Annotated in this window: 22 protein-coding genes; 8 read left to right on the top strand and 14 right to left on the bottom strand. The window is 48.4% G+C overall.

The genetic code is table 11. The annotated features are described in order from the left end of the window. Window positions 1–17 precede the first annotated feature (17 nt). The 10 genes from HUF13_RS00175 to HUF13_RS00130 form a co-directional block, all read right to left on the bottom strand. Window positions 18–422 (bottom strand): biopolymer transporter ExbD, encoded by a 405-nt coding sequence (locus HUF13_RS00175; RefSeq protein WP_173473253.1) that lies wholly within the window; start codon window positions 420–422, stop codon window positions 18–20. Beyond that, the gene (locus tag HUF13_RS00170) at window positions 419–1,051 is read right to left on the bottom strand and encodes a MotA/TolQ/ExbB proton channel family protein (protein WP_173473252.1); all 633 of its coding nucleotides are present in this window, start codon (window positions 1,049–1,051) and stop codon (window positions 419–421) included. The genes HUF13_RS00175 and HUF13_RS00170 overlap by 4 nt, the downstream gene beginning before the upstream one ends. After that, the gene (locus HUF13_RS00165) at window positions 1,051–2,649 is read right to left on the bottom strand and encodes a MotA/TolQ/ExbB proton channel family protein (protein WP_304038657.1); all 1,599 of its coding nucleotides are present in this window, start codon (window positions 2,647–2,649) and stop codon (window positions 1,051–1,053) included. The genes HUF13_RS00170 and HUF13_RS00165 overlap by 1 nt, the downstream gene beginning before the upstream one ends. After that, window positions 2,649–3,440, bottom strand: a complete 792-nt coding sequence (locus tag HUF13_RS00160) for a DUF3450 family protein (protein ID WP_304038656.1) — start codon at window positions 3,438–3,440, stop codon at window positions 2,649–2,651. The genes HUF13_RS00165 and HUF13_RS00160 overlap by 1 nt, the downstream gene beginning before the upstream one ends. Before the next feature lie 219 nt (window positions 3,441–3,659). Beyond that, complete coding sequence (locus HUF13_RS00155) at window positions 3,660–4,625, bottom strand: RluA family pseudouridine synthase (protein ID WP_173473251.1); 966 nt, start codon at window positions 4,623–4,625, stop codon at window positions 3,660–3,662. A 2-nt stretch (window positions 4,626–4,627) separates the two neighbouring features. Beyond that, on the bottom strand, window positions 4,628–5,257 hold the full coding sequence (locus HUF13_RS00150; protein WP_173473250.1) for a nicotinate-nicotinamide nucleotide adenylyltransferase: 630 nt from the start codon (window positions 5,255–5,257) through the stop codon (window positions 4,628–4,630). A gap of 27 nt (window positions 5,258–5,284) precedes the next feature. Further along, on the bottom strand, window positions 5,285–5,929 hold the full coding sequence (locus HUF13_RS00145; RefSeq protein ID WP_173473249.1) for a hypothetical protein: 645 nt from the start codon (window positions 5,927–5,929) through the stop codon (window positions 5,285–5,287). Between the two features lie 9 nt (window positions 5,930–5,938). Continuing rightward, window positions 5,939–6,349, bottom strand: a complete 411-nt coding sequence (locus HUF13_RS00140) for a hypothetical protein (protein WP_173473248.1) — start codon at window positions 6,347–6,349, stop codon at window positions 5,939–5,941. Between the two features lie 4 nt (window positions 6,350–6,353). Further along, the gene (rsgA, locus tag HUF13_RS00135; RefSeq protein ID WP_173473247.1) at window positions 6,354–7,634 is read right to left on the bottom strand and encodes a ribosome small subunit-dependent GTPase A; all 1,281 of its coding nucleotides are present in this window, start codon (window positions 7,632–7,634) and stop codon (window positions 6,354–6,356) included. Further along, window positions 7,624–7,911, bottom strand: coding sequence for a hypothetical protein (locus HUF13_RS00130; RefSeq protein ID WP_173473246.1), 288 nt, complete (start codon window positions 7,909–7,911; stop codon window positions 7,624–7,626). Before HUF13_RS00130 ends, rsgA begins: the two co-directional genes overlap by 11 nt. A gap of 108 nt (window positions 7,912–8,019) precedes the next feature. On the opposite strand from HUF13_RS00130, the gene HUF13_RS00125 reads away from it, so the two are divergent. Then, on the top strand, window positions 8,020–8,976 hold the full coding sequence (locus HUF13_RS00125) for a geranylgeranylglycerol-phosphate geranylgeranyltransferase (RefSeq protein ID WP_173473245.1): 957 nt from the start codon (window positions 8,020–8,022) through the stop codon (window positions 8,974–8,976). A 77-nt stretch (window positions 8,977–9,053) separates the two neighbouring features. On the opposite strand, the gene HUF13_RS00120 is transcribed toward HUF13_RS00125, so the two are convergent. After that, the gene (locus tag HUF13_RS00120) at window positions 9,054–9,974 is read right to left on the bottom strand and encodes an NAD(P)-dependent oxidoreductase (protein ID WP_173473244.1); all 921 of its coding nucleotides are present in this window, start codon (window positions 9,972–9,974) and stop codon (window positions 9,054–9,056) included. Window positions 9,975–10,174: 200 nt separating this feature from the next. On the opposite strand from HUF13_RS00120, the gene HUF13_RS00115 reads away from it, so the two are divergent. From HUF13_RS00115 to HUF13_RS00100, 4 genes are all read left to right on the top strand, one after another. Next, window positions 10,175–11,209: a D-alanine--D-alanine ligase gene (locus HUF13_RS00115; RefSeq protein ID WP_173473243.1), complete on the top strand. Its 1,035-nt coding sequence runs from the start codon at window positions 10,175–10,177 to the stop codon at window positions 11,207–11,209. A gap of 204 nt (window positions 11,210–11,413) precedes the next feature. Next, on the top strand, window positions 11,414–12,043 hold the full coding sequence (gene tsaB / locus HUF13_RS00110) for a tRNA (adenosine(37)-N6)-threonylcarbamoyltransferase complex dimerization subunit type 1 TsaB (protein ID WP_173473242.1): 630 nt from the start codon (window positions 11,414–11,416) through the stop codon (window positions 12,041–12,043). A gap of 72 nt (window positions 12,044–12,115) precedes the next feature. Further along, entirely contained in the window at window positions 12,116–12,586 is a 471-nt protein-coding gene (locus HUF13_RS00105) for a GNAT family N-acetyltransferase (RefSeq protein WP_173473241.1), read from the top strand. 127 nt (window positions 12,587–12,713) lie between these two features. After that, window positions 12,714–13,565, top strand: a complete 852-nt coding sequence (locus tag HUF13_RS00100; protein WP_173473240.1) for an ElyC/SanA/YdcF family protein — start codon at window positions 12,714–12,716, stop codon at window positions 13,563–13,565. On the opposite strand, the gene HUF13_RS00095 is transcribed toward HUF13_RS00100, so the two are convergent. Next, window positions 13,546–15,261: a glycoside hydrolase family 9 protein gene (locus HUF13_RS00095; RefSeq protein WP_173473239.1), complete on the bottom strand. Its 1,716-nt coding sequence runs from the start codon at window positions 15,259–15,261 to the stop codon at window positions 13,546–13,548. The genes HUF13_RS00100 and HUF13_RS00095 overlap by 20 nt on opposite strands. Before the next feature lie 173 nt (window positions 15,262–15,434). Here HUF13_RS00095 and HUF13_RS00090 point away from each other — a divergent pair, with 173 nt between their 5' ends. Continuing rightward, window positions 15,435–17,840: a DUF748 domain-containing protein gene (locus HUF13_RS00090; protein WP_304038655.1), complete on the top strand. Its 2,406-nt coding sequence runs from the start codon at window positions 15,435–15,437 to the stop codon at window positions 17,838–17,840. 144 nt (window positions 17,841–17,984) lie between these two features. Here the strand turns inward: HUF13_RS00090 and HUF13_RS00085 are convergent, their stop codons facing one another. Further along, window positions 17,985–18,905 (bottom strand): sugar phosphate nucleotidyltransferase, encoded by a 921-nt coding sequence (locus HUF13_RS00085; protein ID WP_173473238.1) that lies wholly within the window; start codon window positions 18,903–18,905, stop codon window positions 17,985–17,987. A gap of 384 nt (window positions 18,906–19,289) precedes the next feature. Here HUF13_RS00085 and groES point away from each other — a divergent pair, with 384 nt between their 5' ends. Continuing rightward, window positions 19,290–19,580: a co-chaperone GroES gene (groES, locus tag HUF13_RS00080; RefSeq protein ID WP_366520311.1), complete on the top strand. Its 291-nt coding sequence runs from the start codon at window positions 19,290–19,292 to the stop codon at window positions 19,578–19,580. Between the two features lie 140 nt (window positions 19,581–19,720). Then, a complete protein-coding gene (groL, locus tag HUF13_RS00075; protein ID WP_173473237.1) occupies window positions 19,721–21,355 on the top strand; it encodes a chaperonin GroEL in 1,635 nt (544 codons plus the stop codon). A 616-nt stretch (window positions 21,356–21,971) separates the two neighbouring features. Here groL and HUF13_RS00070 read toward each other — a convergent pair. After that, window positions 21,972–24,362 carry a penicillin-binding protein 1A gene (locus tag HUF13_RS00070; protein ID WP_173473236.1) on the bottom strand — a complete coding sequence of 797 codons (2,391 nt, stop codon included), beginning with the start codon at window positions 24,360–24,362 and terminating at the stop codon, window positions 21,972–21,974. Window positions 24,363–24,383 lie beyond the last annotated feature (21 nt).

The following is a 24,383-nucleotide window of genomic DNA, read 5'->3' as shown; positions in this document are numbered from 1 at the left end:
TCTACTGTCTACTAAATTCACTCCTCCTTATTCGCGGAGATGGAAACTTTGCGGACTTTGGCGAGGTTGCATTCGTCGAGGATGTCAACGACAACGCCGTTGGGGGCATCGCGATCGCTTACGATAATCACCGGACGGTCCGGCGCTTCGGCCATCATCTGGCGGAGCACGGTCTGGAGCGTCGAGAGATTCACCTGGGTTTCGTTGATGTGGATCGTTCCTTGGCGGGTCACGCCAATCAAAATGCTTTCCTTAGCGAGTTCCTTTGCAGAACTAGCCTTCGGCTTTGTCACATCCACGCCCGTTTCGCGGGTAAACGTAGAGGTCACGATAAAGAAGATCAAAAGGATGAACACCATGTCGAGCATCGGCGAAACATCAATGCCGCCAGAGCCACGAGTGCGTTTACGAATAAAACTCATTCAACCTCCTTGGCAAAGCAGCGTTCTTCGTACTTGAGCGCTTCGCCCCAGGCATAATCACCAATAGAATCTACTCGACTTTCGAGATAGTTATAAACAAGCATCAGCGGGAACGCCACCAAAAGCCCCGCCTGCGTCGTGAGGAGAGCTTCGGAGATGCCATCCGCAAGCAAAACCGGGTTACCAAAACCGAACTTTTGAATCGTTTCGAACGTATGCACCATGCCCGATACGGTTCCCAAGAGGCCAAGCAAGGGAGCAATTGAAGCACAAGTTGCAATAGTCTTGAGCGATTTCGAAAGGCTTACATCCAAATTATGGCGCGTTGCAAGCATAGCATTACGCACCGCCACAGGCCCGTCTTTGCGGTACTCACGAATATTTTCCACCAACGCAAGGAAATACCCAAAGCGGCGCTTTTTCAATCGCGCAAACGCAGCTTCTTCGCCAAACGCATCCAAGTCCTTGAAGAACGTCGAAGTCGAACGCCCCTTGAGCATCAAGTAATAGCCGTAACGTTCAAACATCAAAAACCAACCAAGCCACCCGATGAGGAACAACGGAAGCAACACCCAGCCGCCGCGCAGCAGGATGCTCATGGTCGCTTCGATGACGGAATATTCGTCCATTACTTTTCCTTAATCCAGATTGCGTTGAGCACAGCAAGGCCCGTCTTTTCCATGCGGGTACGAACCATATCCGAAATGTTCACGAGGAGCGTGTGCAAAAGTTGCAGCGGGATAGCGACGATAAGGCCCGCTTCCGTCGTCACGAGGGCAATGGAAATACCGCCAGCCAAAAGTTTCGGGTCGCTAGTACCATGCATGGTAATCACGTTAAAGAGTTCGATCATACCCATAACGGTACCCAAGAGACCAAGGAGCGGAGCCGTTGCCGCAAACACGGAAATCCAGCTGAGGCCCATTTCAAGCTTCGGCACTTCACCTGCGAACAGGACTTCGAGGGACTTTTCAGCACTTGCGCGGTCCTTGAAATTCTTGCCCAAAACGGAACGCAGCACCTTGCCCACTTCGCCGCGGGCCTTCACGGATTCTGCAGTCGCAAGCTTCACGTCGCCAGCAGCGAGCGCCTTTGTTGCAGCACGAGCGCTACGGCCACCAAAGCCAAGCACAATAAGCCATACAAAGCGCACGAGGAATATGATAATACCGAGGATAAAGAGCGTTGCAATCGGGTACATCAAGATGCCGCCGTTGTGGAAGAATTCGGCAAAGTCTTCTTTCCACGTGGTTTCCTGATGGTTTGCAAGTTCGCTCGAAAGTTCCGTACTGAGGAGCACATCAACCGGCACCATCACGAAAGCAGAATCGTTTGCGCCAGCAAAAGCCTTGGCCACATCCTTGCGCATTTCGGGCGTGAGATTTTCTTGCCAGCTATAAACGCGCTTCTTTTCACCTGCAACCGGGAGCATCAAAGCCGACGGATGGAAACCATTCACATCGGTAACTTTCGCCATCTGCATGGCAAAGAGGCCGCCCAAACGCATGCGGTCGCCTTCGGCAACGGAACTACCGAACATGAGATCCGCCTTTTCGGTGCGAACTTCACGCGTAAACTTCATTTCTTTTTTAGCAACATCGAGCATCGCACGGGCAATGCGGAGCGGATTATCCCTGTAAAGGCCCATTTCCTTCTTGACCTTGTTCTGCGCTTCGACGCGTTCAGCCACCTTGAACGGCACGCCCTGTTCCTGGAACTTGGCAAGCATTTCCAAACGTTCCGGGCCAGCAGCAAGCGAGAGGTATTCAGCACGAGCCTTTTCGGCCTGCAATTTGACCTGAGCCAAATCTTCACGAGCCACACGTACGTCTTCGAGCAAGCGGGTGCGTTCGGACATCAAGGCGTCCACGCGTTCCTTGCCGAGCTGATACTTGTCGTTAAAGAGTTCGCGTTCCTTGTTGAACGTTTCGCGGTCTTTCCAGCGGGCAGCCACTGCCATATCGCGCTTGCGGCGAGCTTCTTCGAGGTCGGCCTTGGCACTGTTGAGTTCGGCGCGCTTCTTGACGGCATCGACAGTCATGTTCTGCTGAGCGTAAGAAGCCGGAGCAAAAATTGCAAATGCAGCTACTACAAGAGGTAAAAGGAGACGTGCACTGGACCCCGTCACAAGTGTATTACGAGAAATAATGGATTCCCTCCCTTCGGTCGAGAATGACGGGCTACTAAATGACATTCTTTCGTCTTTCGTCTTTCGTCTAAAAATCATTAGTTAGCCTCCTTCGGGAAAGAGACTGGGATGGTTACAAGTCTCGGGGCGGTTTTGCCTTCGGCGACTTTCATCACATCCTTGAGGATGGTGCGCATTGTGAGGTCTTCGGAAACGTTCTTCCATGCGTAGCCAGCTCCATTTCTTGTAAGGAACAAGACATCGTTACCGTCGTTGCTCACGAAAATCGAAGCGACTGCGCCGTAACGCAAATACGTTCCTGCCACGTTGCGTGTATCCACCTGCAAAAAGCCCTTCCAAACTTCGGTGGTGTAACCCAGGCGGATGCGGTCGTAAAAGACTTCCATCGTACGGTTCAAAGCATCATCCGTTTCGATAACGCCCTTGTGCAGCATGCTTGCGATTTCTTGAATGTTCTTGACAGCCTCATCCGTGCGGTACGGGAAATCCGATTCGAAGAACGGCACAAGCGAATCGATAACGGTAGCAAGCGAGTCTGCGTACTTCGTCTTGCGACCTTCAAAATAACGGATCGAGCCATTTGTTTTGGCGCGCGCATTCGAAATCTTCTTGAGTTCGACCTTGAGCGAATCAATTTCGGCCTTCAAGGTCTTATTCTGCGCCGAGAGGTTCTGCACTTTTTTGCGACCGACTTCGACGAATTCGGCATGGCGCTTTTTTTCGGCGTCGTGCATTGATTTTTCGCGGGCCGTTTCGGCTTCAACCGCCTTGATTTGGCGGCGAACGCTTTCGACCGTTTCTTGAGCCACGGCAAAAACGCCCGATAGCCCTAGACACAACAATACTTTAGGAAGGAATGAAAAATTCATGTGCAATAAGATACAAAGAAGTTGGACTAAAAAATTTAGAATTTTGATAAAAATAACGTAAAATCGAGATTTTTAGCTTAAAATCAATATTTAAAGCTTTAAAAAGCAAAGAAAAATTCTTGCGGGCGGGGCCCAAGCTCATTGACTCGGTTCAAAGAATATACAAGCGTAAACAGAACTGTATGGATCCTCCTAACGGAGGATGACACGTAGAGCGCGTTATTCCGCAAGCACTTTAGCCATATCAGCAGGGAACGCGTGGCTTTCGAAGGTGCGCGGTTCGTTCCAATACGGGAGCTGGAGTTCGACCTTGTATGCAAAAAGCATTTGGTTTCGTGCACCCAACACCTTCAAGTCTTCGTCAGTGAGTTCTCCACCCTGCGCGAGCTTCTGATAAAATTCACCATCACGATAGTACAAGCGGTCGCCCACAATCGGGTAACCCATCTCAGCGAGGTGGGCGCGAATCTGGTGCTTACGGCCCGTAATGAGTTCCGCTTCGACAAGAGAAAGTTCGGGGGCAATTTCCGGGCAATCCAAATGACGCACGAGCTTAAAGCGCGTAAAACATTCCTTGCCACCTTCACGGTGGTGCATGCGTAAGCGGATTGGGTCTTCCGGATCTTCGCGCAATGGCATATGGCATTCAACTTCACCTTCTGGAAATTTTCCGCGCACCACAGCAAGGTAGAACTTGCGGAGCAAAATGCGGTCGAGATTTTTCTGGAATCGAGCAGCCGTTTCGCCATACCTTGCAAACAAGATAAGTCCACCCGTATCGCGGTCCAGGCGATGCATAGGAGTTGCCGTTTCAGAATCAAATTCACGGCGGATAATTGCAGCAAACGTATTGTAGAAAATGCGGCCCGTATGGTGCACAGGAACACCCGCAGGCTTTGCAACTAGAATAAATTCATCGTCTTCAAAAACGGTTTCGAAATCCGTCGGGACTTCGGGCTCGCTGTAATTTTCGACGTGATACACAACCTTGTCGCCGCGATGCGCAATCGTTTCCACATTCGCTACAACCCCATTAATCGTCACGAGCCCGCGCGACAAGCGGTCAATCCAGTCTTCGCGGCTGTGATACGTGAAGCGGTCGCTGAGGGAATCAAGCAAAAGGCGCCCTTCGTATTCCGGACGCACCTCGCTTTCAAAGAACATGTCCGATGGAGCCTTGCCCATTTTTATTCCCTGTACAAATCGTGCTTGATGATATAATCATAGACCGAGGGTTCCAGTCCTTGCGGACAAACGCTACGATTCAGCAAAAGTTCCCTGCGAATAGCCGTGCTCGAATAAACGCCGTTAAAGCCCTGTTCGGGCCCAAGCCAATAAAGCGGAGCATACCCTTTACGATTATGTTGTTCTACATCCGGTTGCGGGTAGCCGTTACGGGCAAACACGATCAATTCAATATCGCGGAGCAACAAATGACCATTGTAGTTCGTTCCGTAAAAATTAAGCGGGTCGCGCCAATGCGGAATGCCTTCGTAAGTGTCGGCTCCGGTCAGCAAGCGGAAATTGATATCCGGAAATTTTTCCTTGAGGCTCATCAAGAAAACGTAAGAACCGCGGTAATCGCCTTGCTGAATTTCCAAGTCCGAAAGCACCAATCGCTTGTCCCCCGAAAATGCAAGTTCGAGCATGGCAAAGCGGTCTTCGGGGCTTGCATTCAGCGTCTTATCCCAACGATCGGGGCTCGGCATAAACCAAACTTCATCACAAAATCCACGATCCAGACAAGTTCTAGCCACACGCATGTGGTCTTTATGGACTGGGTCAAAAGCACCACCTAAAACAGCAACATTCTTCATCACAAACTCGTTAATATTTTTAACAAACTAATACACAAAAACAGCAAATCCAAGATTCATCTGGAAACGCCCACCCTTTACACTTTTATCGATGAACGGATCATAATGTTCACGAACCCAATGGTAGCCAATATCAAGCGTTAAGAACGTTCTTGAAAAAACAATCCAGAATGTGCCAAAGCCAACACTCCATTCATTCCAAGCGATGTCACCATTTTCACTAAGTGCACTGACTCTGGAATAAGAACCCATCACATAAAATTCGCTAAAAAGATGAGCGCCCAAATCAACGCTAAAGTCCGATGTTTCAACTTCGTTCTTATGGTTTTCGCTATCCGTTTCTTCGTAACCCGAGAATCCATAGCCTAAACGCAAGAACGCAATTCCCGGAATCCAAGCCCCGATCATCGGCTTGATTTGGCAAATTCCAACATCATGACCATCGCCCACTCCGGCACCAGAACCGATACCAAAGGAACCGCCCAAAATCAAAGGAAGTCGCATACTCATGGCACTTCCGCCAGACGGTTGCCCAAGCGGATTAAACGCCCCCGTCGAAGAGTTGGCCGAACCCATGGGAAGCCCTTGAGCAAACGACGATGTAGCAGCCACAAGCGCAAACGCAATGATGGCCATTACGCGCATAAACAATTTCGAGGAAATAACGTTCATTTTTTTACCTTAGAGTACCAATATTACAGCAAAAGCAAAGCCCATAACGGCATTAAAAAGTGCATCGAATTTCGAGACGAGATAGCTCTTTTTAGAAAGAGTCCCTTCGCGCAAGACCTGAATCAAAAGCTTATCGGAAAGAAGCAGTGTAAAAAACAGCTTGAGAACTACCAAAGCGACAATCCAAATCACTATATCCGAGAAATAAACAAGAGTCACATAGCCAATAGACAACAAGCAAGACGAGACGATATTGGTCAAGCGCAAATCCTTATCCGAAGCTGCATTTTCCTTAGCCAAGCTCAAGAACTCGCTAATCTTTTCACTGACCGTTTTAAAGCTGGTCGCAAACTCAGAAATATTATAGCCCATCAAAATGATCGAAGCGATGAGCGTTATTTTCACCACACTTTCTGACATAAAACTATTTTCCTGAATTTAAGATTCGTACGTAACTTGCATAACGCGCTTCAGAAATTTTACCCGATTCCACGGCAGCACGCACCGCGCAACCCGGTTCCTTGAGATGTTTGCAGTTGCTAAACTTGCATGTAAAGTGGTCGTCATCAAAAAATCCCGGAAAAATTTTGGCAAGCGTTTCCGGTTCCAAATCCATGAGGCCTATGCTTCGGATGCCCGGAGTGTCAATGACGTAACCGCCACCGGGAAAATCAAACAAGCTCGAAGACGTCGTCGTATGGCGACCTTTGCCGTCGCGTTCACGGACATCCCCCGTACGCAGTTCGGCATCGGGAACAAGTTCGTTAATGAGCGTCGATTTGCCTACACCACTCATTCCGCTAAACACTGAAGACTTCCCGACCAGTTCATTGCGCAAGACTTCAAGACCATCGCCACTTTTAACGCTCACGGGAATCACCTTGTCGACGATTTTCATAAAGTCGCGGATGTCGCTTGAAAGGTCAGCTTCGCCATTCGGGAGCAAGTCCATTTTGGTAAGCACCAGCACAAATGGCAAGTCGTTCAAGTTGGCGGCAAGCAAAAAGCGGTCCATGAAGCCGTAGTTGAAATCCGGCTGAGTCACGCTGGCGACAATCACAACTTGGTCGATGTTGGCCGCAAGCGTCTGCTGCTTGTAAAAGCTATCGCGCGGTCCCGGGCGCTTGAGTTCGCTCTTTCGCGGGAGCACACGCACAACGCAATACTTCTGCGAACCGACACCGTCGCCTTCATCATCGCCATCGTTCACAAGTCCAAGCAAAACACGGTCGCCCACCGCAGGGAATTCCCCAAGCGTCTTGGACGTCGTCGCACGGTACATGGCTGTTACAGTAGACGGTAGGAAGTCGGAAATAGGAAGTGAGGTTGCTTCGATTTGGGGTGGAAAGACGAGAGACGAGAGAGAGTTTTCATTCTGATTATAATCTTTCATCTCTAGTCTGTAGGAGCGAAGCTCCGTTCTCTCGTCTAACCGCACTTCGCAGGTGCGGCGGTGCACTTCGAGCACGAGGCCTTCCACGCAATTTTCTTCACCGATATTTTCGACCGGATTCTTGATGCGCTTGATTTTTGCCTTTTTGAATTCGCGGCTGAAACGTTCCTTAATCGGGCGTTCATCCACCACCCCCGATTCCAATTCCCGCATCACGTCAATACGGCGGCTTCTGTGTTCGCGCCGCGACGTACGAACGCTCTTCAACGGAGCATCTTCATTTTCGAGAGAATCAAAATCGTTACTTCGCATTTTTTGTCAATTTAGAAAGTTTTTCGTCTTCGAGTTCCCTAGATTCTTCCAGTTCCTCTTCAGTTACCGGACGGCCTCGGCGAATAGATTCCATTAAAAAATGGATAGCCTTGAGTCTTCCATTGCATTTTTCGATGCAATTGTCGTAAAAACCTTTCGTTTTCCAGTCGCTTTCGGGAATGTGTTCTGCCGCATACAGAAAATGCTCAACGCAAATAGAAAGCTGGTCCGCTTCCTTTCTCAGATCTTCTAAATTACTTTTAGTGAAAAAAGGCATACCCCAAAGATAGATATTAGATCACAGTTATGTTTTTTATAGATGTATTTAGAATAATTATATGCTTTAAAATTTTACTTCCTAACACGATTTATATATATTAGCTCTATGCGATCTACACTACATACTCTATTCAAGATGGTTCGTCCCATCAACATTGTGATAGCTATCACAACACTCATCGTGGGCTACATTTTGCTTCACGATATCCCCTCCATCCCCATTCTTATTATACAAGCATTGGGATTTGCAGCAGCAATCGGTTTCGCCAACATCGAGAACGACGTTCTTGATTTACCAAGCGACAAGATAAACCGCCCTGAGCGACCGCTTGTCACTGGCGAAATAAAAATTAGAGACGCCAGAAGGGCATGGAAAGCTCTTGCGATATTCACGCTTCTTTGCGGTCTTACCAATACCATTATTGAATGCGTCAAATTTATGGGGATTGTCAAAGATTGGGACCACGCCCTCACATTCGGCTGGATGGGTGCCGTCATCTTAACATTCCCGCTGTGGTTCTTCGCAGGGCTCTGCGCATTGCTCATCACCTACAACCGCAAGCTCAAGCGCACTCCACTCGTCAAAAACATGACTGTCGGTTTTCTCTGCGCCACTCCGCTACTCTTTGCAGTACAATATTACTTCAACTTCTCCGGACGCGCTTATCCAGATGAACACATGTGGGCCATCGTCCCGGCAATTCCGTTTGCTTTCCTACTCACAACTGCTCGCGAAATATATAAGGATCTCGAAGACAAGACTGGCGACCGCAAGGCTGGCATCATGACGTTCCCGCTTATCGCCGGCGGCAAGAAATCTCGCCGACTTGCAGGAGTCCTTATAATCCTCTCCTGGCTTGCACTTCCGATTCCCGTTTATTTCATGGACCAGATTTACCAATTCAATTACCCGCCTTTATTCCTCATTATCACGGGTATCACACTCACTCCATGTTTTGCCATAGCAATCATTAGCGCCCACCGTAAGAATTACCATCGTGCACAGTCTATTATAAAAGTTGCAATGGTCTTGGGATTAATAGCCTTAATTGCTTGCCGCTAAAAGATTTTACAGATAAGCAAAAAGCGCCGCTCTCAAAAGCGACGCTTTTTTATATGCAATATGTCCCGTGGATTCAATTATACATTTTCGAATGTCCAGCGGATGTGATCGTCCAAATAGTCATGGGCATCAAACACAAGTCCAAAGCTATCCTTGATTTTCTGGACATCGTAAAGCATCGGTTCTTCGCCCCAACCCATATCGGTTTCCACAATTTTGGACGTACAGCCCGGCTTGAGGGCAATCATCTTCTGTGCAATTTCTTTCCAGCTAATCCATTCTGAACCGAGGCCGAGGAAAATTTCTTCATTGTAATCGGACTCCAGCAATTTCATATAAATTTGAGCCTGCTGCGAAGCATGAATAAACTGCGTTCCGTCATTCTTGATGATATGGATGTCACGATTTTCCTTGACTGCGTAAGCCATTTCGAAGAAGCGGCGATCCGGCTGCGAACAGCCATCGGGGAACGCCGGGTTGCCAAACGTATAACCCGGACGAATGATATTACGCTTCATCTTGACTTCAGGGAACTGGCTGCCGTAACCATGACTAAAGCCAAGCACATAAGCTTCGCCGGCTGCCTTCGTTGCACCATACAAATCTATCGGCATGTTGCTTGTCGTTTCGCGCATTTCAGAACGAACGCGCCCCATCGCAGACGTACTACTTGTCATGATAAACTTTTCACAACCAGCACGAGCAGACATTTCCAAAAGAATAACCGTAGCACGTGTATCGTTCATGAGCATGGCACTCGGGGTATCGCCCCAACCCAAAGCTACATGAATGCAAGCATCACAGCCAACCAGGCCCTCGCCCATTTTTTCAAAATCCGTCAATGCCGCTTCGACAAACGAAACATTTGCATTTGCCCTCAATGTAGGCACCTTGTTCGGATGGCGTGTGGCAACAACAACCTCATGCCCCTTTTCCAAAAGAGCTTTCACTACGTAATGACCAATAAATCCCGTACCACCCGTAACAAAGACTCTCATAAGTCCTCCTTTAAACACGTATTTTTTCCAATATAGATTTTGCTAGTTCATTTCGGCAAGGAAAATAATCTTTTATTTATCATTTTTTAGTTCCATTTTGAGATTACTCGATAGAGAAATCTTTCATGGTAAAAACACAATAACCTATAACCAACAACTAATTTACTAGATTAAAACGCAAAGATTTTAAAGAGGTTTTTATGTCCCGTTTACGCGTTTTGGTTTTGATGGGCGGTCCATCTACAGAACATGATGTTTCAGTGGTTAGCGGCACCGGCGTTGTCCGCGCCATGGATCCGGAAAAGTATAACATCCACCCGGTCCTCATCGACAAGGACGGCACCTGGCACTGGTCTTCCCGCGAACTTTCCCCGTACCAGAAAGCAAATTTTTCTGCGAACTATTTCCATAGCCTTGAAGGAACTGCCGCAAACAAGAAGAAGTCCCCGGCGCTTTCGGAACTTCCGTCTGCCGATATCGCATTCCTTGCGCTGCACGGCAAATGGGGCGAAGACGGCCACATCCAAGCCATGCTCGAAAACTGGAACATCCCGTACACGGGTTGCGGTCTTTTGGCATCTGCTCTTGCAATGGACAAAATCAAGTCGAAAGAAATTTACCGCGCAAACGGAATTCCCACACCGCCTTACCGCGTCATCTGGAAGCACGACTTTACTGGCGATACGCTCGTGAATGTTGCAGACGAACTCGGATTCCCGCTTGTCATCAAGGACCCGCTGGGCGGTTCTTCTATCGGCATCGGTATTGCAAAGAACATTGACGAAGCCGGCAAGATTGCCCAGGATTTGTTCAAAGATTCAAACCGTTTGCTCTGCGAAAAATTCATTGCAGGTGGCGAAGCAAGCTGCGGCTACATCGAAGGCGAAAAGCCGTTGCCGCCGACCGAAATGCGCATGACCACTCGCGAATACTTCGACTTCGAAGCGAAGTACAACGGCGAATGCCAGGAAGTCACGCCGGCAGAATTTGCACCAGAACTCACCGCCCGCATCCAGGAACTCGTGAAAAATGCCCACTACGCTTTGGGTGGCGCAGGCTACAGCCGCACAGACGTTCGCATCACGAAGGACGGCGAACTCTTTGCGATTGAAACGAACACACTCCCGGGCATGACTCCGACGTCGCTTTTGCCGCAACAGGCCGCCTGCGTTGGCATCACATACAGCCAGCTCATTGATTTGATTATCGACAAGAGTTTGGAGATTAAACGTTAGCGGCGTTGCCGCAGTTGGCAGAACTTAGACCGCTTCGCTCTTAGAACTTAGATAGGTTATAGGTTGTAGGCTTTAGGGTTCAGGTTAGTTAGGCACTTACGGCGCGATTATAAAGAAACTAGCACCTAATACCTGTTATCTAATACCATTCTTCTAAGCTCTAAGTTCCAAGCTCTAAGTTCTAGTAACTACGAACTAGTAACTATGAACTATAACTTAATAGTAGACACCTCCCGCAAGGGAATTTCAATGGCGCTTTGTGCGGACTCGGTTTACGAGGAAATCGTGGACCCGTCTGGCAAAGGCGAAGTCTTGAGCGCAAGCTTGGATTCTCTGCTCGCTAAAGTCGGTGCAACACTGGACGACGTAAAGCGCGTGATGGTAACAGTCGGGCCCGGTTCGTTCAGCGGACTGCGTACTGGTGTTGCGTTCTGCCAAGGGCTTTGCTTTAGCGGAAAGCGCGACCTTTACGGCGTGACAACATTACAGGCCCTCGCCTGCTTTGCTGGTTCTGCCGACGATTCTGTTGCGGTGGTCATTCGCGCGCGCAATGGATTCTGGTATTTGCGTCTGAACAACGAAGAAAGCTTTATCGAAACCGCAGAAGTCGTCGCACGACTCAAAGAAAGTTCTGTGAAGACCGCCGTTGTTGATGCAGCCGCCCTCGCCGACGAACTTCTTTCTGCAACATTCGCAGAGAAAAACATCGCGACAACACTCGATACCGATAAGCCGCTTAGCATGTGGTCTCCGCTTTTCGAAACCGTGAAGCCTTCGCTTATTCAAGAAGCAAACTACATCCAGCCCTCGTACTTCGAGAAGTTGAAGGTTTAGTAGACAGTAGACGGTAGTCAGTAGGAAGTAGGAAGTGGTTAGTGATTGGTGGTTAGTAAACAGGGAAAAACTATGCGAATTCGCGAGATGACAGAATCCGACTTGCCACAAGTTCTCGAATTGCAAGGAGAACTTGCATTTCAGGATTGGGATGAAAAGCAGTTCCTTTCTGAAATTCGAGCAAATTATGCCTACTGCGTTGTCTGCGAAGATGGAGACGGCGAATGCGGCAAAGTCGATTCCCATGGCGAACTCCTGGGTTACGCGATTTTCCACTTGCTTGGTTCTGATTCCGAACTGTTGAGCATTGCCACGAAAGAATCCGAACAGCGCAAGGGCATTGGCACTCAGCTATTACAGGCGGGTTTGGACAAGCTAACAGAGGACGGCGATCAATGTTTCTTAGAAGTCCGTGTTGGGAACACCAAAGCTCGCGCCTTTTACGAGAAGCACGGTTTTGTGTTATACAATTCCCGCAAAAAATATTATTCCGATGGCGAAGACGCCGCTTTATACAAGTATTCGGTTAAATTAAAGAGGTAAGTTACGTGTTCGAAGTTGCTAGTTAGGAAAACACTTCAAGAGTTCAAAGTTACTAGCAAATATCAAGTAAATTAAATTTTCAACAACGATTATTTTCTATAATAGTAACGAAAAAGCAGGTAAAAATTTGTCAAACATTCTAAAATCCGATAAGAACGATCGAAAGAAAAAGAATTTCAGCGTAGGAATTGCGCTGCTAGTTTTACTTGCAATCGCCATCATCACGTACACCATCTTCGAAAAGAGCGGCCATTGGCTTGTCGAAGATGACACGTTCGAACACGTCAAATGGGTTGCTGTACTTGACGGGCAAACCGCAGACCTCGAACGCAGCGACTTTGCAGCCAACCTTTTAAAAGAAGGCAAAGCCGATTCCGTTCTACTCCTTGGCCGCCGCGTTTACCGCGATAGAAGCAATTCCGAATTCTACGCCGAAGATTTTATGAAGCTGGGTTCGTTTAGCGAAAAAGCCGTATTCCTCGTTCCGCATAACGATCCTTCAACAATTAGCGAAGCTTATTCAATCGTCCCGTGGCTAAAAAAACACAAGGCCGACACGGTACTTCTTTTGACCGATGCCGCCTCCACATACCGCGTCAAGAGAATTTTCCAAAAGCTTTCCGGGAACAGCCCCATTTATTTGACCAAAGATATCAAGCATGTCACTTATAACGCCTCTTGCTGGTACAGCAACAGAGAATCGCGCAAGGATTGGCTCCGCAGTTGGGCAGCGTTATTCATGTCGTATATCGACTTGTTCAACGTCGACACGCTCGAAGCCGTCGATTCCTCTTATTACAAGCCGATCAAATCTTACGCAGAATACAAGCGTGAAATGCGCTCAAACGTCAATTTCCAAAAATTGCTTCCGAAAATTGAAGACAAGATAAAGACAGAATCAGAAAAAGAAGCTGTTAGAGATTCTATCAAGGCCTTAGAAAAGTCTCAAGGAAAAGACGCTAAGGCAAAGAAGAAATAGACAACAACAAGGCTGCCGTCAAAGGCGCACTCCAGTTAATAGCGACTTCGTTACTGGCAAAAGAGCATTGTTCATCTGCATAAGACATTCCCGGAGCATCCCCGAGATAATGCGGATTGCGATGTGCATCCTGACGATCTATATTGATGCCACCTACAACAAGCCCAGGCACAGGTTCCACTACCCCATCGGAATGGCTAATGCGGTGGTGCGGGAACTTCGGAGAATTCCACGCAGAGCCCGTCACAAAGCAGACATCCACAGGATTCTTGCCATAAACAAATTCAATTTGCTCCATGGCGGCAATGCGATACTTTGCATCACCAAACCATTCATACGCTAAATACAAAGTCAATGCATGGTTTGCAATATCGCCATTGCTACCCCAGATAAACTTGCGGATCGAAAGGCTATACGGATCTTCGTTTTGCAACTTGAGGATTTCTTCGGCCGTGTACTTAAACGCCATACGCGCTTTTTCCGTCCACTTGCAATCCATTGTTGCAAGCGCAAACCAAGCCAAATTCTGCATTGAACGCCATTGCAATCCATATGTTGGCAAATACGCTTCCATATCCGCTGGAATTTGCGATTCAATCCGCTTGAGCAGATCCGCAGCATTTCCATCCGCGGCATTATCAACTGCAAAACCAGCGGCATCATCACCTGCAACGGCATTCCCCGCAGCATTACGATCAACAAGTGCGCGGTACAACATTGCACGTGCCCAGAAAAAGTCATCGCCTAAATCGGGATCGCCATAGCCGCCGCTACCTTCCGTGTTGTGCGGCCAATCCACTTCGGGATTTTGTTCGGCCCACAAGTATGCACGAACACTCGCCTTCAAGCACTTTGTTGCAAATTCAGCATCGACATTCGCATATACGCGATGCGCCTGCGCAAGCGCGCCCGCAAAATTCAAAGTCGATGAAGTCGATTTTCCGAGAATGTAGCGTTTTTGCGATGCATCAGATTCCGTTGGGCTCACAAAGCCATCCCAACGATACGGAGTCACCTTGAAAAAAACACCACCATCATCATCTTGCATACGCAAGAAAAAATCGAGTTCAAAACGGATTTCGTCGAGCAAACTCACAGGCTGTTCAAACGATTCCTTGAACGAGGCGCCACCAACAAAATCAGAATTTTTTCGCAGTTCGCAAGCAAGCATCAACGTAGCAACACTCACGCCACCATTCACAATGTACTTGCCATAATCGCCAGCATCGTACCAGCCACCGTGAGCATTCCAAATTCCGGAACGATTCATCGTCGGGTGGAATTCCAATTTGTCGTCCAAATGCGCCGCCGGGCGTGCCCAAGCCCCTGCAAATTTTGCAGGCAATTCCACGCCACTCCGCTGATAATAGAACGACTTGATATTAGCCTTCGTCTCACGCGCAAGCCATTCATTCGAAATATCAAAGACATGCGAAGTAACATTAAAATCTTCGAGAACAATCCGGTATTGCCCCGGAGCACGAACCGCAGAAAAATCACCCTTGTACAAAAATTCACCCGTATAATTGCATTGGCAAAATTTTTCAGCAGCACCTTCAAAAACGCACTTTGACGAAGCGTCCAAAATTTTGAATTTCACCTCTGCAAAAGAGGCGTTCTCTCCCAAAGCTATCAAAAAAGTCTTGGGTGATGAAAGGGCGTAACCCGGCTGGCAATAATGTATTCTCGCGTCCATAACCTAAGAATAACTTTTTTAGTCTAGGACAATCTTAAAAAAAGCAACCTTATTGTTTATTACGGTAAACAACATACAATATTTTGCAACAAGATGCCAAAAGATACGATTTTGCTATTTTATTTTATGTTGAAATTTTAACCATGGCTTTGGACGCCAAGGGGATTACAACTATGAAATTGAAAAAGCCCGTCAAAATCACCCTCATCGTTTTGGGGTCACTCGTCGTCCTCTACTTTGCAGCACTCCTCATTGGGCCAAAAATCGCCCGCAGCTACATCGAAGAACATTCCAAAGAAATGATTGGTCGAAGCATCACCATCAAGGATATCAGCCTGAACCCGTTCACCTATGTTCTCGATGTCGATACACTCGCAGTCATGGAAGCCGACGACAAGACAAAATTTGTCGCATTCGACAAGTTCAGCATAAACATCAATCCGCTGAAACTTATCACGGGAACACTAGATATTAGCGACATCTACATGAAAGCGCTTTATGTGCGCACCACACAGCACGGCGCACGATTCAACTTCAGCGACATTCTGGATTTTCTTGCTCAGAAAGATAGCATCTATTATGCCGAGCACCCCGAAGAAAAGAAAGTTCAGGATAGCGAAGGCAAAAGTGCCGCAGAAATCGCAGCCGGCCTCCCAGTCAAACTCAGCCTCCGCAACATCATCTTCGAAAAAGGCAACATCATTTACCAAGACACAAAGATTGGCTCCAAGTTCCACCTCAAGGATTTCTCGATCAACATTCCGGCAGTCTACCTCGAAGATAACGCCACTGGCGTCGATGTAAGCCTCAAATTCGCAGACGGTGGTGACCTGAGCGTAAAAGTCGATGCCAACATGGCCACGTACAATTTCGACATTTACTTGAACCTCCATCGATTCGCACTCGCTTGCATCAAGCCGTACCTGAACGATTTTATCACATACAAAGACTTTTCGGGTTACCTTTCAGCAAACATCACCATCACCGGAAACATCAACAGCATTCTCTCCTCGAATGTCAAGGGTAAAGTTACACTCGATAAAATTGACCTCACCGAAAAGAGCGGAAGCAAACTCGGCGCCGAAAACGTTATCGTAGGCATCAACAAGGCCAACTTGACCGAAAACGCTTACCTCATCGATTCTGTCATCGTAGACGGCGCATTTGCCCACATCGACTTGTACAAGGATAGTAAGACAAATTTTGACATACTCCTTACCCCGATGAGCAAGAGCAAGACAAGTGCCGATTCCGCGGCATCGGATTCAACCATCACCCAGGACGAAACTCCGGCTGATAAAACCGCAAACCTTGCAGCAACGCCCAAGGCCGAACCCAAAGCAGAACCCAGCGCCGAACCACCTGCAGAAGCTGCAAATGAAGCCGCAAGTGACACAACGAAAGTCGCCAAAGCCGCTAACGAAAAGCCCGCCAAGGCCAAAAAACTCAAGGCAAAAATCAACAAGCTTTTGGTCAAAAACACATACATTACAGCAACCGACCACACCATTATCCGTCCGTTTAACTATAAAGTGAGCGCCATTACCGTAACCGGCCAAAACATCAATTACGATACTCCTTGCAACGTGAATGTCGCAGCCTCGTTCCCCGAAGGCGGAAGCCTCGCGCTCAAGTACCACGGCGCACTCAGCAACCTCAACACGATGGACATTTACATCAGCGTCAAGAACCTTGCGCTCAAGCATTTCTCGAACTACTCGCTACACTACACGGCCTACCCCATTAAGGCCGGAACACTCGCCTTCGCTAGCGATAACAAGATTGTCGAACGCAATCTCAATAGCAAGAACACTATCGACATTTACAATATCACCGTCGGCAACAAGGTCGATGACATCGATCCGGAATACACCGTTCCAATGAAGATAGGCCTTTACATTTTGAAGGATAAGGATGACAAGATTCAATTCGACGTGCCGGTTAAAGGCAACCTCGATGACCCAGAATTTTCCTACGGCAAGATTATTTGGAAGACCGTCGTGAACCTGCTCGTGAAGGTCGCCGTGTCTCCGTTTAGACTCGTTGGAAACCTCGCCATGGCAGGAGCAAGCGCCCTTGGCTTTGACCTCGGCAAGAACGACGAAGTGCTAATTGATGCAAACACAGAATCGTTCACAAGCGAGCAGTACGCCAAGGCCATCAAGATGACGGAAATGATCCAGAAAGATCAAAACCTCATGTTGATTTTCACGCAGTATTACAACCCGAGAAAGACGGCTAAGGAATACAAAGTCAAGCAGCTCAAGATTGACTTCTACAAACAAAAAAACAACAAGACCGAACTGAACGAACTCGACTACAGAGCCATCGAAGAAATCAAGGACAAGGATTCGGAATTCAAGGCTTACGTCAAGGAACATTCCGCCGAAATCGACAAGAACTACATGATGAAGGTTCTTCCGCAAATGGCGGCAAAGCGAAACGCCGATTTGCTCAAGGTGTTACGCGCACAGCCGGGCATCACCAAGAAGAACCTCAAGGTCATCACGGCTCCGAGAGACGCCCTCCGCAATTTCAAGGACAAGTCGATGTACAAAGTCACTGTAGACGTGCAGTAGCGCCGGAGGCGCAGTTACTAGTAACTAGTTAATAGTTATTAGTTAATAGTTACTAGAGGAATGCAAAAAGGACATCGCGCTGCGATGTCCTTTTTAAATGCGATTCGTACGGGTCGCACAGTTTGTGCAAAGGCCTTTCAAAAATTATTCGTGAACCACCGTGCCCGCAAGCTTCTGATTAGCAACCTTAACACCATCCCAAAGGATTGCGTTGCTGATTTCAGCATTTTCAATCACACAATTATCCCCAACCGACACATTAGGACCGACCTTGGAATTCTTGATAACCGCATTTTTTCCGATATGGCAGGGTTCTATAATTTCGGACCCCTCGAACTGCGGAACCGATTCAGCATTACGTTTAAGGATATGCGCATTCGTCGAAAGCAAAGTTTCAACGAGGCCGCAGTCCAACCACTTTTGAACCGGAGCCGTACGGAACTTGCAACCGCCCTGAATCATACGTTCAAGCGCATCCGTCAACTGGAACTCGCCCTTCGTGCGGATATCGTTCTGCATCAGGTAATTCAAGGCTTCCTTAAGGGCCTTGACATCCTTGATGTAATAAATTCCAACTATAGCTTCGTCCGAAACGAATTCTTGCGGCTTTTCCACAAGGCGTTCAATACGGCCATCAGCATCCGTCACGGCAACGCCAAAACGCTTGGGATCTTCGACCTTGAACGTATAGAGAATATTTTCAGAAGCCTTACTAAGAATTGACAAGTCAGCTTCGAACAGCGTATCGCCAAGAATAATTAAAAGCGGTTCGTCATCGTTAACATACGGAAGAGAAAGACTTATAGCCTCTCCTAAACCTTGCGGATTGGACTGAACAACAGTACGAACGGCACCCCATTCAGGTTTCTGCTTCAAGAATTCATCAACAACTGGAGCTTTATATCCCGTTATAAAAATAGTCTCGGAAGGTTTCAAAAAAAGAGCATCATCGACAATCCAATCTATGATTGTCTTTCCAGCAACAGGAAGCAAACATTTTGGAAGATTTTCCGTGTACGGACGAAGGCGAACGCCATTTCCAGCAACAGGAAGAACAATTTTCATTCAAAAACCCTTTTACATTTTAGTGCTTTCAAACACCCTTACGTAAGGTGAAAGATAAAAAAATCATACACAAAAAAACACATTTATAATCATTTGAAATCAGAAAACAACTCCAATTAGGCCCCTTACACCTCAATTTTTTCCCTCACGGGGAAAATGATAAAGTTTCATTTTTAAACACATCAAAAAAAAGTGTCGCATGTTCCAGTTTCAAAACAAAACGTTTTTAATTGTCGCGCACCATTCTTCACACATATTCTATAGAATTGGAACTTTGGCACGGAAATTGCTCTAAAAGGGTCGAAAACAAAAACGGTCCAAATTGGAACATAACCAAATTCAATAGGACCAAGCAATTTAACAAAGGGCAAAGCCCAAAAGAGGATAAAAATAATGATCAAGCCTTTAGCAGATCGAATCGTTGTCAAGCCGGCAGAAGCCGAACAGAAGACCTCTTCCGGTCTCTTCATTCCGGATAATGCAAAGGAAAAGCCGATGCAAGGTAAGGTCGTGGCCGTAGGTCCGGGTCGCAAGAACGACAAGGGTGAACTCGTCGCTATGGAAGTCAAGGTTGGCGACGTGGTGCTTTACGGCAAGTACAGTGGTACCGAAGTTACCGTCGATGGCGAAAACTACCTCATCGTCAAGGAATCCGACGTTATCGCTACTTTGTAGTAGACAGTAGGCAGTAGACAGGATAAAAAATGGTGCCGTAGGCACATCTAAAACGGGCGGCGAAGCCGCGAAAAATTCACTTCTAACTTCCTACTTCCAACTTCTAACTAAATCAAAAATTTTAAAAAGGACAATCAAAAATGGCAAAGCAATTGAAGTTTGATGTGGCAGCACGCGAATCCCTCATGAAGGGCGTTGACAAGCTCGCCAATGCAGTTAAGGTTACTCTCGGTCCTAAGGGCCGTAACGTCATGATCGCACGCTCCTTCGGTGCTCCGAACGTCACTAAGGACGGCGTTTCTGTCGCTAAGGAAGTCGAACTCGAAGACGCATACGAAAATCTCGGCGCACAGATGGCCAAGGAAGTCGCCAACAAGACTTCTGACGCTGCTGGTGACGGTACCACGACTGCAACCGTTCTCGCTCAGGCAATCACTCGCGAAGGCTTGAAGAACGTCGCTGCCGGTGCAAATCCGATGGACATCAAGCGCGGTATGGACGCTGCTGTCGAAGCCGTAATCAAGGAAGTCGGCAAGATGGCCGTCAAGATCAACGGCAAGGAACACATCGCCCAGGTCGCAACGATTTCTGCCAACAACGACCCGGAAATTGGCGAACTTCTCGCCAACGCTATGGAAAAGGTCGGCAACGATGGCGTCATCACCATCGAAGAATCCAAGACTGCAGAAACAGTCCTCGACGTTGTCGAAGGTATGCAGTTCGACCGTGGCTACCTCTCTCCGTACTTCGTCACCAACACGGACAGCATGGAAGTCGCTCTCGAAAATCCGTACATTCTCTTGTACGACAAGAAGATTTCTACCATGAAGGATTTGCTCCCGATGCTCGAACACGTTGCAAAGCAGGGCAAGTCTCTCCTCATCATCGCCGAAGACGTCGATGGCGAAGCTCTCGCAACGCTCGTTGTGAACAAGATGCGCGGCACCTTGAAGGTTGCTGCAGTCAAGGCTCCGGGCTTTGGCGATCGTCGCAAGGCAATGCTCGAAGATATCGCAATCCTCACAGGCGGTATGCTCGTTTCCGAAGACACGGGTGCTAAGCTCGAAGACGCTCCGGTTACAGTGCTTGGTAAGGCAAAGTCCATCACCATCACGAAGGACAACACCACAATTGTCGAAGGTGCTGGCGACGCCGCTTCCATCAAGGCCCGTATCGGCCAGATCAAGAAGCAGATCGAAGCTACTACGAGCGACTACGACCGCGAAAAGCTCCAGGAACGCTTGGCAAAGCTCGCCGGTGGCGTCGCTGTGATCAAGGTCGGTGCTGCTACCGAAGTTGAAATGAAGGAAAAGAAGGACCGCGTCGACGACGCTATGCATGCAACCCGCGCTGCTGTCGAAGAAGGTATCGTTCCGGGTGGTGGCGTTGCCCTCATCCGCGCAGAAAAGGCTATCGACGCTCTCACGTTCGACAATGCCGACCAGAAGACGGGTGCAGCAATTATCCGCCGCGCTATCGAAGAACCGCTCCGCCAGATCGTCCAGAACGCTGGCCTCGAAGGCTCTGTTGTCGTGAACAAGGTCAAGGAAGGCAAGGACGGCTTTGGCTACAACGCTAAGACCGACACTTACGAAGACCTCATCAAGGCTGGTGTTATCGACCCGGCTAAGGTGACCCGCACGGCCCTCAAGAACGCCTCCTCCATCGCTTCGATGATTCTCACGACTGACTGCGTGATCACCGAAAAGAAGGAACAGAAGGCACCGGCAGCTCCGGCTATGGATCCGTCCATGGGCATGGGCGGCATGATGTAATCTACGACCGCTAGGTGCGAATGTTAAATGCGCGAACATAGCGCATTTAATAACTAGAATTTCATATTCTAACTCCACAGAAATCCCGACTCACAACAATGAGTCGGGATTTTTTGTACTCTCACTGTCCCCCAGCACTTGTTGCGGGGTCACCTTATGACAGCATCCAGAAGTCCCCTTCAAACGTCATCCTGAGGAACGCAGTGACGAAGGATCCAGTCACAGAACCCACTAGACGTCATCCTGAACAACGTGAAGGATCTAGTTACTGTACAATCAAGACTTAACTGGATGGTGCTACGCCCCTCCCCCTTCGACTCGGTCATATCCATGCAAGCATGGCTGCGACTCTCGCCTTTCGGGGGATTCTTCAGGGCTACGCCCTTCAGAATGACGAGCAGAGAGCATCAAAATGACGATGTACAAAGACGACCTCAGTATAAAACCGGGGTTACGACATACAAAAAAAATGCGGCGCAAGGCCGCTGCTTTTCATGACAAGAGCCCGCCAAAGGCGGGCTCTTGTACTAACAAATTTCAAACTTAAGTCCTAGACTCAAAGGCACGACGCGCCGACCTCACACCTCAAAGCCGTGAATCGGCGACCTCACCACCTCTAGAACATCTTTCTCGTATTGCGCTTAGGCTGCGGTTCCGGATCCTTCTTGCCCTTCTTTTTCTTGGGCTGCGGAGCTTCGTAGCGGTTATTTTCTACGACGCCCTTGTTGCTGAACAAAGTAGCGTTATCCGCAGACTTTGTCTGAGAACCAAAGTGGTTTCCATCGCAACGTTCCGTCGGGCCATACCCCGCCGTGTAAAGGCAATAGGTCTTTTCGGAGCAGAACTCACCGGCAACAAGGCCTGTATGGTTGCAAATACCACGGCTAATCACGCCAGGCGGAACCGGGAACGGAAGCTTCGGCAAATCCTTATGCAGCTTGGACATCGTAGCCATCCAGATCGGGAGAGCATCTTCGGTACCCGTATGACCGGCACCCATGGTCCCCGGCGTATCGGAACCCACCCAGACACCCATCGTGTACTGCTTGGTAAAGCCGATGTACCACGTATCCGTGTAGTCGTTCGTCGTACCCGTCTTACCACCGCTCGGATGGCGGAAGCCCGAATTCCAAACGCGAGCCGCCGTACCGCGAATGTTCACATCCTTGAGCATATCGACCATCAAGTAAGCCGATGCCGGGCGCAACACTTCGTGTTCAACCTTTGAATTCTTTTCGAGAATTTCACCATTGCGGTCTACAATCGATTCGATCATGTACGGTTCGATGCGGTTACCGCCGTTCGGGAACACCGTGTAAGCAGAAGTCATTTCCATAAGAGTCGCCCCCACAGAGCCAAGAGCCAAGCTCGGCACGGCCTGGAGCGGGGCTCGTTTGATACCAAACTTGCGGGCATAGTTCACCACGTTGCTAAGGCCATACTTCATGCCAGTCAAAATTGCAGGCAAGTTCTTGGACTTGTAGAGCGCACGGCGGAGCGTCATCATACCTTCGAAATCGTGTTCGAAGTTACCCGGGCGCCAAACCTTGTTCGGGTTCTTGTCATCCGGATCCGGGATTGTCACCGGCTGGTCGTTCACGGAGTCGCAAGGGCTTGCACCATTGTCCATTGCGGTCGAATAGACAATCGGCTTGAACGAAGACCCCGGCTGACGCAAAGACTGCACAGCGCGGTTCCACTTGGACTTGTTAAAGTCACTACCGCCTACCATAGCACGGATTGCACCCGTCTCGTTTTCAATGATAATAGCAGCAACTTCGGCATGGTGATAACGGATACTGTCCGGGAAACGGGCAAACTGACCACGCCTATTCTTCACCGTATCCGCAGAAAGATATTCCTTCTTGAAAAGCGTATAGACGCTGTCGAAGTGAGCAACGATGCTATCTTCGGGCATGTCGTACTTTTTCGTGAGCTGGAGTCTACGCGTAGCACGGTACTTGATACGGCGACGCACCTTTTCGACCTGAACATAGGCTACACTATCAAGGAAGGCCTGGATATCCGGGTCAATCGTACTATAGACGGACACGCCATCGGCATAAAGCGAATTTTCACCATACTTCTTTTCCATGTACTTGCGGATTTCTTCGAAGAAATAGAGACCCGTTCCGGTGACATCTTCCTTCTTGGCAAGTTCAATCGGAGTGCTAACATACTTGTGGTATTCATCGCGAGTGATATAACCAGCATCGTACATGGCAAAAAGCACCGTGTTACGACGACGGAGAGAATTCTTTGGGTGACGGTCAGGGCGGTACGTTTCCGGACGCTGCAACATACCAGCAAGCACCGCAAATTCTGGGATAGAAAGGCTATCGAGAGGCTTGCCAAAATAGAACTTGCCAGCCGCCTGGAAACCGTAGTTACCACCAGCGAGGTAAACTTCGTTCATGTAGAATTCAAGAATTTCTTCCTTCGTGTACGTCTGTTCGATGCGGATAGCCGTCATCATTTCCTTGATCTTACGGGAAAGAGAACGTTCCGGCGTGAGGAACAAGAGCTTGGTGAGCTGCTGCGTGAGCGTTGATGCACCACGAAGCTTGTTGCCAGACATGGCACTCTCGATGATAGCAGACGGGATCGCCCAAACGTTCATACCCCAGTGCTTATAGAAAGCGCGGTCTTCGGTCGCCATCACCGCATGAATTGCATCCAGAGGAATCGAGTCAATCGAAGTCCATTCGCGGCGTTCCACGAAATACTCATGAGCAATTTGACCATCCTTGTCAAAAATATTGGTCACCAGCCTCGGATTGATCTGTTCGAGCTGCGAGAGCGACGGCAATTGCGGCGAATAATGGACATAGACGACAAAAGCCGCAATGAACGCCACGATAATCGGGCACATAAAAATAAAGAACCATCGGAAGACCTTATTCGCGAACGCAATCTTTATTACGCTCCAAATTTTCAGCCAAACGATAGCTCCATACTTCTTGACGAGCGACCCAAAAGTTTTCATGAATGCTTTGAACTTATTCATTTTCATCAACACTAAAAAAGT

The organism is Fibrobacter succinogenes (assembly GCF_902779965.1).
In the GTDB taxonomy this organism is placed as follows: domain Bacteria; phylum Fibrobacterota; class Fibrobacteria; order Fibrobacterales; family Fibrobacteraceae; genus Fibrobacter; species Fibrobacter succinogenes_F.
Note: the sequence above shows the minus strand (reverse complement) of the source record. Positions and strands in the feature narration are given on the sequence as shown.